The following is a 13,349-nucleotide window of genomic DNA, read 5'->3' as shown; positions in this document are numbered from 1 at the left end:
GGCTCCAGGCTTACAGGGCCTTCACCTCGAGGATCTCCACCTCGAAGGTCAGGGTCTTGCCAGCCAATGGGTGATTGAAGTCGATGGTCACCTGGTCGTCATCGAACGCTTTGACAACACCTGGCAGCTCGGTGTTGGCGGCGTCGTTGAAGATGATCAACAGCCCTTCGGACAACTCCATGCCCTCGAACTGGGACCGCGGCATGACTTGCACGTTCTGCGGGTTGGGCTGGCCGAAGGCGTTCTCCGGGGCCACCACGACGGTACGCTTGTCACCGCCTTTGAAGCCGAACAGCGCGTTCTCGAAACCTGGCAGCAGGTTGCCATCGCCAACCTTGAAGGTGGCCGGGGCCTTGTCGAACGTGCTGTCGACGGTGTCGCCGTTTTCCAGGTGCAGCGCGAAGTGCAGGGTGACTTCGGTGTTCTGGCCGATACGGGTGTCAGTCATGGACCGGATCCTCGGACTTCTTGCTCTTGAACATATCCAGCGCCAGCATCACCGCACCGACGGTGATGGCGCTGTCGGCCAGGTTGAAGGCCGGGAAGTAATGGCGGTTCTGCCAGTGCACCAGGATGAAGTCGACCACATGGCCGAGCACGACGCGATCGTACAAGTTGCCGATCGCGCCACCCAGCACCAGCGCCAGCGCCACGGCCAGCCAGGTCTCGTTGCGCCCCAGGCGCTTGAGCCACACCACCAGCACGGCACTGACCGCCACGGCGATCAGGGCGAACAGCCAGCGCTGCCAGCCGGAGCTGTCCGCCAGGAAGCTGAACGCCGCGCCGGTGTTGTAGGCCAAGGTCCAGCTGAAGTAGTCGGGGATGACGACGATCTGCTGGTACATGGTCAGGGCGTTGTTGAAATACAGCTTGGTGGCCTGGTCGAGGACCAGTACCACCAGGCTCAGCCAAAGCCATGCAAGGCGCCCGAAGCGCCCCGCTGCAGGGTTAGGCATAGTGGCGCACCTCGCCGGAACCGCTGAGGTTGTCGACGCAACGGCCGCAGATTTCCGGATGCTCCGGGTGGCTGCCGACGTCGGCGCGGAAGTGCCAGCAACGGCCGCACTTGGCGTGGCCGGACTTGACCACTTGCAGCTTGAGGCCTTCGACTTCGGTGGCCACGGCTTCGGCCGGCGCCTGCACGAACGGCACCACACTGGCAGCCGAGGTGATCAGCACAAAGCGCAGTTCGTCGCCCAGCTTGCCCAGGTCGGCGCTCAGGCCTTCGTCGGCGTACAAGGTGACTTCGGCTTGCAGGTTGCCGCCGATGACCTTGGCGGTACGCTGATTTTCCAGTTCCTTGTTGACCGATGCCTTGACGGCCATCACGCGGTCCCAGTAGGCGCGGTCCAGTTCGCTGCCTTCTGGCAGCTCGCTCAGGCCTTGGTACCAGCCGTTGAGCATTACCGACTCGTTGCGCTCGCCTGGCAGGTACTGCCAGATCTCGTCGGCGGTGAACGCCAGGATCGGCGCGATCCAGCGCACCAGCGCCTCGCTGATGTGGTACAGCGCGGTCTGGCAGGAACGGCGGGCGACACTGTTGGCGCCGGTGGTGTACTGGCGGTCCTTGATGATATCGAGGTAGAAGCCGCCCAGTTCCTGCACGCAGAAGTTGTGCACCTTGGAGTAGACGTTCCAGAAACGGTACTCGCTGTAGTGCTCTTCCAGCTCGCGCTGCAGCAGCAGGGTACGGTCTACGGCCCAGCGGTCCAGCGCCAGCATGTCCTCCGGGGCCAGCAGATCGCGGGCCGGGTCGAAGCCGGACAGGTTGGAGAGCAAGAAGCGTGCAGTGTTGCGGATACGCCGGTAGGCGTCGGCGCTGCGCTGCAGGATCTGCTCGGAAACAGCCATTTCACCGGAATAGTCGGTAGCGGCGACCCAAAGGCGGAGGATATCGGCACCCAGGGTGTTGTTGACCTTCTCCGGCTCGATGGTGTTGCCCAGCGACTTGGACATCTTGCGGCCGTTCTCGTCCACGGTGAAGCCGTGGGTCAGCAGCTCGCGGTACGGCGCGTGGCCATCGATGGCGCAACCGGTCAGCAAGGACGAGTGGAACCAGCCGCGGTGCTGGTCGGAACCTTCCAGGTACAGGTCGGCACGCGGGCCAGTGGCGTGGCCGATGTCGTGCGAGCCACGCAACACATGCCAGTGGGTGGTACCCGAGTCGAACCACACATCGAGGGTGTCGGTGATCTTGTCGTACTGCTCGGCTTCAGCGCCCAGCAGTTCGGCGGCGTCCAGCTTGAACCAGGCCTCGATGCCTTCCTGTTCGACGCGCTTGGCCACTGCTTCCATCAGCTCGACGGTGCGCGGGTGCAGCTCGCCGGTCTGCTTGTGCAGGAAGAATGGGATCGGTACGCCCCAGTTGCGCTGACGCGAGATGCACCAGTCCGGGCGGTTGGCGATCATCGAATGCAGGCGCGCCTGGCCCCAGGCCGGGACGAACTTGGTGTCCTCGATGGCTTTCAGTGCACGCTCACGCAGCGGCTCGCCGGTGGTCGGCTGCTTGTCCATACCCACGAACCACTGCGCGGTGGCGCGGTAGATCAGCGGGGTTTTGTGGCGCCAGCAGTGCATGTAGCTGTGGCTGATGGTTTCGGTGTGCATCAGCGCACCGACTTCGCTCAGCTTCTCGACGATGGCCGGGTTGGCCTTCCAGATGAATTGACCGCCGAAGAATGGCAGGGAGTCGACATACACGCCGTTGCTCTGCACCGGGGTGAGGATATCGTCGTTGACCATGCCGTAGCGCTTGCAGGTGACGAAGTCGTCTTCACCGTAGGCTGGCGAGGAGTGCACCACGCCGGTACCGGCGCCCAGTTCGACGTAGTCGGCCAGGTAGACTGGCGACAGGCGGTCGTAGAACGGGTGGCGGAAGTTGATCAGTTCCAGCGCCGAACCCTGGGCGGTGGCGATGACCGAGCCCTCCAGGCTGTAGCGCTTGAGGCACGACTCGACCAGCTCTTCGGCCAGTACCAGCAGGCGCTCGCCGGTGTCGACCAGGGCGTACTTGAACTCGGGGTGGATGTTCAGCGCCTGGTTGGCCGGGATGGTCCACGGGGTGGTGGTCCAGATCACGATGGCGGCCGGCTTGGCCAGCGAAGCCAGGCCGAAGGCAGCGGCCAGCTTGGCCTCGTCGGCTACCGGGAAGGCAACGTCGATGGTCTGCGATTTCTTGTCGGCGTACTCGACTTCGGCCTCGGCCAGGGCCGAACCGCAATCGAAGCACCAGTTCACCGGCTTCAGGCCCTTGAACACGAAGCCTTGCTTGACCATTTCGGCCAGGGCGCGGATTTCACCGGCCTCGTTGGCGAAGTTCATGGTCTTGTACGGGTTGTCCCAGTCACCCAGCACGCCCAGGCGGATGAACTCGGTCTTCTGCCCTTCGATCTGCTCGGCGGCATATTCGCGGCACAGCTCGCGGGTGCGGTCGGCGGACAGGTGCTTGCCGTGGGTGACCTCGACCTTGTGCTCGATCGGCAGGCCATGGCAGTCCCAGCCCGGCACGTACGGCGCATCGAAGCCGGCCAGGGTCTTGGAACGGACGATCATGTCCTTGAGGATCTTGTTCAGCGCATGACCGATGTGAATCTTGCCGTTGGCATAGGGCGGGCCGTCGTGCAGGACGAACTTGGGACGATCCTTGCCAATTTCGCGCAGCTTCTGGTACAGGCCAATGCTGTCCCAGCGCTGCAGGATCTGCGGTTCGCGCTGAGGCAGGCCGGCCTTCATGGGGAAGGCGGTGTCCGGAAGGTTAAGCGTGGCTTTGTAGTCGGTCATTTCAGGCTCTTCGTTAACGGTTGAGCGTGCCAATGTGCACGTGCGGCGGCGATATCCGCATCGATCGCCGACTTCAGCGCCTCCAGGGAGGCGAAACGCTGCTCTTCACGCAGCTTGTGGTGGAACTCCACCGTCAGGCGCCGGCCATACAGGTCGCCGGCATAATCCAGCAGATGAATCTCCAGGTGCGGGCGCCCGTCACCGGCAACGGTGGGGCGCACGCCGATATTGCCGACACCCGGCCAGGCCTTGCCGTCGATTTCGATGCTGGCCAGGTAGACCCCGGACAGCGGTACGCGGCGGCGCTTGAGCTGGATGTTGGCGGTAGGTGTGCCGAGCTGGCGGGCCAGCTTCTGGCCATGCAGCACGCGGCCGCTGATGCGGTACGGGCGGCCCAACAGGTGCTCGGCCAGCTCGAAGTTGCCTTCGGACAGGGCCTTGCGCACTTCGGTGCTGCTGACACGCAGGCCGTCCTGGATCACCGTGTTGGCGGCCTCGACGGTGAAGCCGTACTGCTTGCCGGCCTCGACCAGGAAGGCGAAGTCGCCGGCGCGGTCGCAGCCGAAGCGGAAGTCATCGCCCACTTCGAGGTGGCGTACACCCAGGCCGTCGACCAGGATGGCCTTGACGAAGTCATCGGCACCGAGCTTGCTCAGGCGCTGGTTGAATGCCAGACACAGCACCCGGTCGATACCCTCGCCCGCCAGCAGTTCGATCTTGTCGCGCAGGCGGGCCAGGCGGGCCGGCGCGGTGTCGGGGGCGAAGTACTCGCGTGGTTGCGGTTCGAAGATTACCACGCAGGTCGGCAGGCCCAAGGCCTGGCCGCGCTCGCGCAGGCGCGCCAGGATCGCCTGGTGGCCGCGGTGAACCCCGTCGAAGTTGCCAATGGTGGCGACACAGCCCCGGTGCTCGGGGCGCAGGTTGTGAAGACCTCGAACCAGCTGCATAACGCGCTTCTTGCTCATAAAGTGGCCGATTATAACCACACCCGGGCGCCGGTGACAGGCAGCAGCGCCCAAGGGCGGCGTGGAATGCGAAAAACCGACGCCTGACCCGCCCGAAGCCTCAGTGCAAGGCCTTGCGAGCGAAATGCCGAGGGCGGAAGCCGCACAGGTACAGGCAGCCGAAATAGGTCACGACGCCCGCCAGAACCAGAGCCCCCAAACGCACCAGGCGCTCGAGCATGTTGCCCTGCTCCCAGGCCGGCAGATAATGCATGCCGGCCAGCAACACCGCCGACATCAGCCCCACCGCCAGCACCAGCTTGAACAGGAACATCCCCCAGCCTGGCTGCGGCTGGAACAGCTGCTTGCTGCGCAGCTTCCAGAACAGCAAGCCGGCGTTCAGGCAGGCCCCCAGGCTGATCGCCAGGGCCAGGCCGGCATGCGCCAGCGGGCCGATCAGGGCCAGGTTGAACAGTTGGGTGCAGACCAGCGTGAATACCGCGATCTTCACCGGTGTACGGATATTCTGCTGCGCATAGAAGCCGGGTGCCAGTACCTTGACCAGGATGATTGCCAGCAAGCCTACGGAATAGGCAATCAGCGCCCGCTGGGTCATGGCCGCATCGGTCGCGGTGAACTTGCCGTACTGGAACAGCGCCACGGTCAGTGGCTCGGCGAGGAGGGCCAGGGCCAGGGTGCAGGGCAGCACCAGCAGGAAGCACAGGCGCAGGCCCCAGTCGAGGATCCGCGAGTACTCCTCGCGGTCCTTGTTGGCGTAGGTCTTGGCCAGGGTCGGCAACAGTATGGTGCCCAGGGCCACGCCCAGTACGCCGGAAGGCAGCTCCATGAGGCGGTCGGCGTAGTACATCCACGACACCGAGCCGGCTACCAGGAAGGAGGCGAAAATGGTGTTGATGATCAGCGAGATCTGGCTCACCGACACCCCGAGGATCGCCGGCAGCATCTGCTTGAGCACCCGCCACACACCAGCATCACCCAGGTTCAGGCGCGGCAGCACGAGCATGCCGATCTTCTTCAGCGCTGGCAGCTGGTACAGCAACTGTGCCAGGCCACCGGCCAGCACGCCCCATGCCAAGGCCATGATCGGCGGGTCGAAATACGGCGTGAGCAGCACCGCGAAGGCGATCATCGCCACGTTCAGCAGGGTCGGGGTAAAGGCCGGCACCGAGAAGCGGTTCCAGGTATTGAGGATCGCACCGGCCAGGGAGGACAGCGAGATCAGCAATATATAAGGAAAAGTCACCCGCAACAGGGCGGTGGTCAGCTCGTATTTTTCGGCACTGTCGACAAAGCCTGGCGCAGTCGCCCACACCACCCACGGCGCCGCCAGGATGCCGATGGCTGTCACCAGCGCCAGAACCAGGGTCAGCAGGCCGCTGACATAGGCAACGAAGGTGCGGGTCGCCTCCTCGCCTTGCTGGGTCTTGTATTCAGCCAGAATCGGCACGAAGGCCTGGGAAAACGCGCCCTCGGCGAAGATGCGCCGCAGCAGGTTGGGCAGTTTGAAGGCAATGAAGAAGGCATCGGTGGCGATGCCGGCGCCGAATACACGCGCCAGGATGGTGTCGCGGACAAAGCCCAGCACCCGCGAAATCATGGTGATCGAGCTTACCGCAGCCAGGGATTTGAGCAGGTTCATCGAAAAGATTCACGCCAAGGGCAGAGGACGCTGCCAGACAGCGTCCGAATGTGCGATACTCCCGCGCCTTCGCAGGGGAGCCAAAAAATCCCGAGTTTACAGGTCGCGCAGCAGAAAGGAATATTTCCCTCTTGTTGGCGCACCGCTCGGCGGAACCTTGCAGGTGGCCTTGACATCCGTTCGACTGATCGGCATGATTCGCGGCCTATTTTGTTTGCTATTTACCTAAAGTCTTTCGAGGAGCTCGACGGTGGCCAACACACCTTCCGCCAAGAAACGTGCAAAACAGGCTGAGAAGCGTCGCAGCCACAACGCCAGCCTGCGTTCCATGGTCCGCACCTACATCAAGAATGTAGTCAAGGCCATCGACGCAAAAGACGCCGAAAAAGCGCAAGCCGCTTACGTTCTGGCTGTACCTGTAATCGACCGTATGGCCGACAAGGGCATCATCCACAAGAACAAGGCTGCTCGTCACAAAGGCCGTCTGAATGGCCACATCAAGGCGCTGAAAGAAGCTGCAGCTGCCTAAGCGACGTGCTAGTCGAAAAGCCGACCCTAGGGTCGGCTTTTTGTTGCCTGCGATTTGTGTTTGCGCCCCCTCTGCGGGAACAGCCTTCTGTGGGAGCGGCCTTGTGTCGCGAAAGGGTCGCAAAGCGGCCCCCAGCAATTTCAGCATCTGCGCTGAGATAAGGGGGCCGCTGCGCGCCCCTTTCGCGACACAAGGCCGCTCCCACACAAAAAAAGCAGGGCCATGTTTGGTAGCCCTGCCATATGCTACTTCGCTATCTGAATCTTCGGCGCCCACTGCAGCCATTCATCCTCGGCCTTGTCGAACAAGGCAAAGGTCTGCTGCGGCCGTGCCGGGTTGCCCATCTGCTCGCCATCCGGCGTGGCAAAGGCGATACCGCCGTCGATCATGGTCTCCACCGACTCGGTACGCACCGTAGCCCCCTTGAACAGCCCCCAGTCGAAACCGAAGCCACTGCTGTTCCAGAAGCGGCTGCCGCTGCGCACCAGGGCCGCATAGCGCGGCTCGATCAGGATGTGGATCAGTACACGGTCAGCGCTCTGGCCCAACTCGAAGCCCGTCACCTTGCCCACCGCAACCTCACGGTAGGTTACCGGCACGCCCGGCTTGATCGAGCCACGGCGCGGGGCGCTTAGTGTCAAAGGCAGACCAACCTCCGGCCCTGCCACCTGCGGGGCGTCGGCCAAGGCGATGAAATCGCGCTGCGGGCCACGGTCCTTGGCAGCCGGCTGCACCTCCAGATACTGCCCACCCACCAACGTGTCGAGGTTCTGCGTGCGCACCAGGCCAAAGGCTGGCTTGACCACCCAGAACTGCGTACCAACGCGGGCGATACGCTCCGCCGCTTCGGTAATGCGCGCCCGCAGCAGCACCGCCTGCAAGTCATCGGTCAGGTCGACGCTCTCGATGCTGCCCACATCCAGGCCGCGGAAGCGAATCGCCGTGCCCGGCTTGAGGCCATCGGCACGGTCCACGCGAATGGTGATCAACGTACCCGCGCGATTGACCGCTTCCTGGCTGTCATGCAGGCGGAAGCGTGGGATGTGGCGCTTGAGCGGCACATCGGGCCGTGGCGTGTCGAACGCAATACCACCAGCCATCAGGGTTTGCAGTGATTCACTCTTGATCTTGATGCCCGACAGGCCGCCCGTCAGGGTGATACCGCTGACATTCCAGAAGCGCGACGAACCATTGACCAGTTTTTCGTATTCCTTCTCGATATGCACACCGATCAGGATGCGGTTGCTGTTGCGGGCGAACTGGTAGCTCTGCACGCTACCCACCTTCACCTGGCGGTACATGACCGGGCTACCGACTTCCAGCGAACCCAGGGTGTCGGCGAACAACACCATGTGCAGGCCTGGTGCCTTGAGGTCGAGCGGCGGCGCCTTGGCACGGGCTTCGAACTCACGCTCGGGCCGCGCCCCCTTGTCACCAGGGCGAATGGCGATGTAGTTACCCTTTACCAGCGCCTCCAGGCCGGTGATACCCGCCAGGGAAATCGATGGCTTGACCACCCAGAACTGCGTGCCCTCGACCAGATAGTCCTCGGCCAACGGGTCCAGCGTAAGCTCGGCCGATGCACTGGCCAGGTTGTCTGCCATTGTCAGGGATTTCAGCGAGCCCACCTGGATGCCCTTGTACATGACCGGTGTACGGCCCGCCTGCAGGCCCTCGTAATCGCTCAATTTCACCTTTACCCGGATACCTGCCTGGGCCGCATCGAAGTCCTCATACAGACGGAACGGCAGGTTCGAGTCGGTGGGTGGGCTGTCCTTGCGGTGTTCCGGTGTGGCAAAGGCGATACCACCGGCAACAATGCTCGACAGCGATTCGCTACGCACTTTCACGCCCGAGAGCGAGGCGTCGATGCTGACGCCGCTGGCATTCCAGAAACGCGTATGCTTGCGCACCAGGCTGGCATAGGCCGGCTCGATGAAGACTTTGATCTCGACGGTGCTCTGGTCTTCGGACAGGCGGTAGCTTTTAACCCGGCCAACCTGGATCTGCTTGTAGAACACCGGGCTGTCACGGTTGAGCGACCCCAGCCGCTCGGCCTTCAGGGTAAGGTGCAGGCCCGGCTCGGTATCCGACAGTGGCGGCGCCACCTTCAAGGCGGTAAAACGCTTGGTGCGCTCCCCCTCCCCCGGGCTGACGGCGATGTAGTTGCCTGATACCAGTGTTTCCAGGCCGGAAATACCCGCCAGGCTGACACTCGGCTTCACCAGCCAGAAACGCGTACCCTTGGTCAGATGAGGCTCGGCAGCCTTGTTCATCTCGATGGTGGCGATCACCCCCTGGTTCTCACCCTTGGCGTCTAGCACCAGGCTTTTGACCTTGCCAACCGGCATGCCCTTGTAGATCACCTCGGTCTTGTTGGCGACGATACCCTCGCCCGACTCGAAGCGGACTTCAATTTCCACCCCGGCATCACGGTAAGCCTGCCACGCAAGCCAGCCACCGATCATCAAGGCGATCAAAGGCAGGATCCAGATGGCCGACCAGTTCGAGGCTGGGCGGGTTTTAGCCGTTGGCAGGTCACTCATGGTCGTCATCCGACTCCGTGTTATCCCAAATCAGTCGGGGATCGAAAGTTAAAGCGGCAAGCATTGTCAGGATCACCACAGTTGCAAAGGCGACAGCGCCCAGGTTGGCTTCGACACTGGCTATTCGGCCGAAATTCACCACCGCCACCAGGATGGCGATAACGAAGATATCGAGCATGGACCAGCGTCCAATGAATTCGATGAAGCGGTACATCAATATCCGTTGCCGCGCCGAAAGCGGCTGGCGACGCTGAACGGAGTACAACAGCAAGCCGATGCCCACCAGCTTGAACGTGGGCACCAGGATACTGGCAATGAACACCACGGCAGCAATGGGCACCATGCCATGCTTGAGCAAGGTGATGACGCCGGACATGATCGTGTCGGGGCTGCCTTGGCCCAAGGTACTCACGGTCATGATCGGTAGCATGTTGGCCGGGATGTACAGGATCGACGCAGCAATCAGCAGCGCCCAAGTGCGTGCGATGCTGTTCGGCCGACGGGCATGCACTATGGCGCCGCAGCGCGTACAGGTCTGTGAAGTGCTGTCTGGCTGTTGCCTGTTCAGCTCGTGACATTCATTGCAGACGAGAATGCCTGCATCAATCGCCCGCATGCAGGTCCTCTCCTGATAGTGCACTCCAGATCTGGTGCGGTGACATCACCACCTCGAGCCACACCTGGATCAACAACAGGCTGATGAAGCAGAACAGCCCCAGCCCCACGGTCAGTTCGGCCAGGTCCACCAGCTTGACGATGGCCACCAGCACGCCCATGAAATAGACCTCGAGCATGCCCCAGTCACGCAAGTGGTGATAGATGCGATAGAACAGCAGGCCGAAACTACGCCCCACGTTCAGGCGGATACTCAAGAGCACCAGCAGCTGACAGAGCAGTTTTGCCAGAGGGATGGCCATGCTGCACAGGAACACTACCACGGCCACGCCGCGCATTCCCGAGTTGTACAGACCCAGCACGCCGCTCCAGACGGTATCGTCCGATGTCTGGCCCAGCAGGTGCAGCTGCATGATCGGCAGGAAATTGGCAGGCACAAACAGTAGCAAGGCAGTAAGTACCAGAGCCAGGCTGCGGTTGACCACATTGTGCCGATGAGCGTAGAGCTCATAGCCACAGCGTGGGCATTGGGCCTTCTCGTCATGCTGGAGCATGGGCTTGCGCAGCAGCAGGTCGCATTCATGGCAGGCGACAAGCTCGTCCAGCGGCAACTGGGCCAAGGTTTCAGGTTCGACAGGTTTGGGCATATAGCGCTTCTGAATAGGTGCGTGGGCCTATTCTAGTGTTCTGGCTCGAATTGTGGGAGGCGACATAACAGCGGGCCTGCGCGATCTTTGTAGGAGCGGCCTTGTGTCGCGACCGGGCGCGCAGCGGCCGCAATCCGGGCGACGCGGTTTACCTGGGAGATCGAGGAGGCAGGTTTGGCGGCCGCTGCGCGCCCGATCGCGACACAAGGCCGCTCCTACAGGGGCCGCGTATGCCTGGAAGTTTTTGCGCCAGAAAGACAAAACCCCTACCTGCACGCGCAGATAGGGGTTTTGCGAAATGAATCTTGACGATGACCTACTCTCACATGGGGAAACCCCACACTACCATCGGCGATGCATCGTTTCACTGCTGAGTTCGGGATGGGATCAGGTGGTTCCAATGCTCTATGGTCGTCAAGAAATTCTGTTGCCAGAATGTCCAGATGGACAGCCCAGCGAATTCGGATATGCGATATTTGTGGTGCTTTTGTGAGCAGTGCGAACTTTCGGTTCGTTTCGTCTTCACCACCGCAATCTGCGTCAGCAAATTGCTTGGGTGTTATATGGTCAAGCCTCACGGGCAATTAGTATTGGTTAGCTCAACGCCTCACAGCGCTTACACACCCAACCTATCAACGTCGTAGTCTTCGACGGCCCTTTAGGGGATTCAAGATCCCAGTGAGATCTCATCTTGAGGCAAGTTTCCCGCTTAGATGCTTTCAGCGGTTATCTCTTCCGAACATAGCTACCCGGCAATGCCACTGGCGTGACAACCGGAACACCAGAGGTTCGTCCACTCCGGTCCTCTCGTACTAGGAGCAGCCCCTCTCAAATCTCAAACGTCCACGGCAGATAGGGACCGAACTGTCTCACGACGTTCTAAACCCAGCTCGCGTACCACTTTAAATGGCGAACAGCCATACCCTTGGGACCGGCTTCAGCCCCAGGATGTGATGAGCCGACATCGAGGTGCCAAACACCGCCGTCGATATGAACTCTTGGGCGGTATCAGCCTGTTATCCCCGGAGTACCTTTTATCCGTTGAGCGATGGCCCTTCCATACAGAACCACCGGATCACTAAGACCTACTTTCGTACCTGCTCGACGTGTTTGTCTCGCAGTCAAGCGCGCTTTTGCCTTTATACTCTACGACCGATTTCCGACCGGTCTGAGCGCACCTTCGTACTCCTCCGTTACTCTTTGGGAGGAGACCGCCCCAGTCAAACTACCCACCATACACTGTCCTCGATCCGGATAACGGACCTGAGTTAGAACCTCAAAGTTGCCAGGGTGGTATTTCAAGGATGGCTCCATGAGAACTGGCGTCCCCACTTCAAAGCCTCCCACCTATCCTACACAAGCAAATTCAAAGTCCAGTGCAAAGCTATAGTAAAGGTTCACGGGGTCTTTCCGTCTAGCCGCGGATACACTGCATCTTCACAGCGATTTCAATTTCACTGAGTCTCGGGTGGAGACAGCGCCGCCATCGTTACGCCATTCGTGCAGGTCGGAACTTACCCGACAAGGAATTTCGCTACCTTAGGACCGTTATAGTTACGGCCGCCGTTTACCGGGGCTTCGATCAAGAGCTTCGCTTGCGCTAACCCCATCAATTAACCTTCCGGCACCGGGCAGGCGTCACACCCTATACGTCCACTTTCGTGTTTGCAGAGTGCTGTGTTTTTAATAAACAGTCGCAGCGGCCTGGTATCTTCGACCGGCATGGGCTTACGAAGCAAGTCCTTCACCCTCGCCGGCGCACCTTCTCCCGAAGTTACGGTGCCATTTTGCCTAGTTCCTTCACCCGAGTTCTCTCAAGCGCCTTGGTATTCTCTACCTAACCACCTGTGTCGGTTTGGGGTACGGTTCCCAGTTATCTGAAGCTTAGGAGCTTTTCTTGGAAGCATGGTATCAACCACTTCGTCGCCTAAAGGCAACTCGTCATCAGCTCTCGGCCTTGAAATCCCGGATTTGCCTAAGATTTCAGCCTACCACCTTAAACCTGGACAACCAACGCCAGGCTGGCCTAACCTTCTCCGTCCCTCCATCGCAATAACTGGAAGTACAGGAATATTAACCTGTTTTCCATCGACTACGCTTTTCAGCCTCGCCTTAGGGACCGACTAACCCTGCGTCGATTAACGTTGCGCAGGAAACCTTGGTCTTTCGGCGTGCGAGTTTTTCACTCGCATTGTCGTTACTCATGTCAGCATTCGCACTTCTGATACCTCCAGCAAGCTTCTCAACTCACCTTCACAGGCTTACAGAACGCTCCTCTACCGCGTCATCAAAGATGACACCCGTAGCTTCGGTGCATGGTTTGAGCCCCGTTACATCTTCCGCGCAGGCCGACTCGACTAGTGAGCTATTACGCTTTCTTTAAAGGGTGGCTGCTTCTAAGCCAACCTCCTAGCTGTCTAAGCCTTCCCACATCGTTTCCCACTTAACCATGACTTTGGGACCTTAGCTGACGGTCTGGGTTGTTTCCCTTTTCACGACGGACGTTAGCACCCGCCGTGTGTCTCCCATGCTCGGCACTTGTAGGTATTCGGAGTTTGCATCGGTTTGGTAAGTCGGGATGACCCCCTAGCCGAAACAGTGCTCTACCCCCTACAGTGATACATGAGG

9 protein-coding genes and 2 rRNA genes (1 of these 11 only partly in view) are annotated in these 13,349 nt (G+C 60.8%); 1 reads left to right on the top strand and 10 read right to left on the bottom strand.

Annotated elements, in window-relative coordinates; all coding sequences use genetic code 11:
• Window positions 1-10: 10 nt before the first annotated feature.
• The 5 genes from fkpB to murJ form a co-directional block, all read right to left on the bottom strand.
• Window positions 11-448: an FKBP-type peptidyl-prolyl cis-trans isomerase gene (gene fkpB / locus R9B85_RS15765; RefSeq protein WP_003258215.1), complete on the bottom strand. Its 438-nt coding sequence runs from the start codon at window positions 446-448 to the stop codon at window positions 11-13.
• Window positions 441-956, bottom strand: coding sequence for a signal peptidase II (gene lspA, locus R9B85_RS15760; RefSeq protein WP_112251881.1), 516 nt, complete (start codon window positions 954-956; stop codon window positions 441-443). The genes fkpB and lspA overlap by 8 nt, the downstream gene beginning before the upstream one ends.
• The gene (gene ileS / locus R9B85_RS15755) at window positions 949-3,780 is read right to left on the bottom strand and encodes an isoleucine--tRNA ligase (protein ID WP_112251880.1); all 2,832 of its coding nucleotides are present in this window, start codon (window positions 3,778-3,780) and stop codon (window positions 949-951) included. Before ileS ends, lspA begins: the two co-directional genes overlap by 8 nt.
• Window positions 3,777-4,727 carry a bifunctional riboflavin kinase/FAD synthetase gene (ribF, locus tag R9B85_RS15750; RefSeq protein WP_112251879.1) on the bottom strand — a complete coding sequence of 317 codons (951 nt, stop codon included), beginning with the start codon at window positions 4,725-4,727 and terminating at the stop codon, window positions 3,777-3,779. The genes ileS and ribF overlap by 4 nt, the downstream gene beginning before the upstream one ends.
• Window positions 4,728-4,845: 118 nt before the next feature.
• Entirely contained in the window at window positions 4,846-6,384 is a 1,539-nt protein-coding gene (gene murJ / locus R9B85_RS15745; RefSeq protein WP_112251878.1) for a murein biosynthesis integral membrane protein MurJ, read from the bottom strand.
• Between the two features lie 250 nt (window positions 6,385-6,634).
• Here murJ and rpsT point away from each other — a divergent pair, with 250 nt between their 5' ends.
• Entirely contained in the window at window positions 6,635-6,913 is a 279-nt protein-coding gene (gene rpsT, locus R9B85_RS15740) for a 30S ribosomal protein S20 (RefSeq protein ID WP_003247625.1), read from the top strand.
• A 245-nt stretch (window positions 6,914-7,158) separates the two neighbouring features.
• On the opposite strand, the gene R9B85_RS15735 is transcribed toward rpsT, so the two are convergent.
• The 5 genes from R9B85_RS15735 to R9B85_RS15715 form a co-directional block, all read right to left on the bottom strand.
• Window positions 7,159-9,459 (bottom strand): PqiB family protein, encoded by a 2,301-nt coding sequence (locus R9B85_RS15735; RefSeq protein WP_112251877.1) that lies wholly within the window; start codon window positions 9,457-9,459, stop codon window positions 7,159-7,161.
• Window positions 9,452-10,075 carry a paraquat-inducible protein A gene (locus R9B85_RS15730; protein WP_015268842.1) on the bottom strand — a complete coding sequence of 208 codons (624 nt, stop codon included), beginning with the start codon at window positions 10,073-10,075 and terminating at the stop codon, window positions 9,452-9,454. The genes R9B85_RS15735 and R9B85_RS15730 overlap by 8 nt, the downstream gene beginning before the upstream one ends.
• Window positions 10,062-10,721, bottom strand: coding sequence for a paraquat-inducible protein A (locus R9B85_RS15725; protein ID WP_112251876.1), 660 nt, complete (start codon window positions 10,719-10,721; stop codon window positions 10,062-10,064). The genes R9B85_RS15730 and R9B85_RS15725 overlap by 14 nt, the downstream gene beginning before the upstream one ends.
• 303 nt (window positions 10,722-11,024) lie before the next feature.
• Window positions 11,025-11,140: ribosomal RNA gene (gene rrf, locus R9B85_RS15720) — 5S ribosomal RNA — on the bottom strand.
• Between the two features lie 144 nt (window positions 11,141-11,284).
• Window positions 11,285-13,349: ribosomal RNA gene (locus R9B85_RS15715) — 23S ribosomal RNA — on the bottom strand; it runs 827 nt beyond the window's last position.

The organism is Pseudomonas sp. NLJ1 (assembly GCF_049486705.1).
Taxonomy (GTDB): domain Bacteria; phylum Pseudomonadota; class Gammaproteobacteria; order Pseudomonadales; family Pseudomonadaceae; genus Aquipseudomonas; species Aquipseudomonas inefficax.
Note: the sequence above shows the minus strand (reverse complement) of the source record. Positions and strands in the feature narration are given on the sequence as shown.

What these genes read in the sequence shown, in the direction of transcription:
- fkpB (WP_003258215.1), bottom strand. Translation starts at nt 448, where the DNA reads ATGACTGACACCCGTATCGGCCAGAACACCGAAGTCACCCTGCACTTC.
- lspA (WP_112251881.1), bottom strand. Translation starts at nt 956, where the DNA reads ATGCCTAACCCTGCAGCGGGGCGCTTCGGGCGCCTTGCATGGCTTTGG.
- ileS (WP_112251880.1), bottom strand. Translation starts at nt 3,780, where the DNA reads ATGACCGACTACAAAGCCACGCTTAACCTTCCGGACACCGCCTTCCCC.
- ribF (WP_112251879.1), bottom strand. Translation starts at nt 4,727, where the DNA reads ATGCAGCTGGTTCGAGGTCTTCACAACCTGCGCCCCGAGCACCGGGGC.
- murJ (WP_112251878.1), bottom strand. Translation starts at nt 6,384, where the DNA reads ATGAACCTGCTCAAATCCCTGGCTGCGGTAAGCTCGATCACCATGATT.
- R9B85_RS15735 (WP_112251877.1), bottom strand. Translation starts at nt 9,459, where the DNA reads ATGAGTGACCTGCCAACGGCTAAAACCCGCCCAGCCTCGAACTGGTCG.
- R9B85_RS15730 (WP_015268842.1), bottom strand. Translation starts at nt 10,075, where the DNA reads ATGCGGGCGATTGATGCAGGCATTCTCGTCTGCAATGAATGTCACGAG.
- R9B85_RS15725 (WP_112251876.1), bottom strand. Translation starts at nt 10,721, where the DNA reads ATGCCCAAACCTGTCGAACCTGAAACCTTGGCCCAGTTGCCGCTGGAC.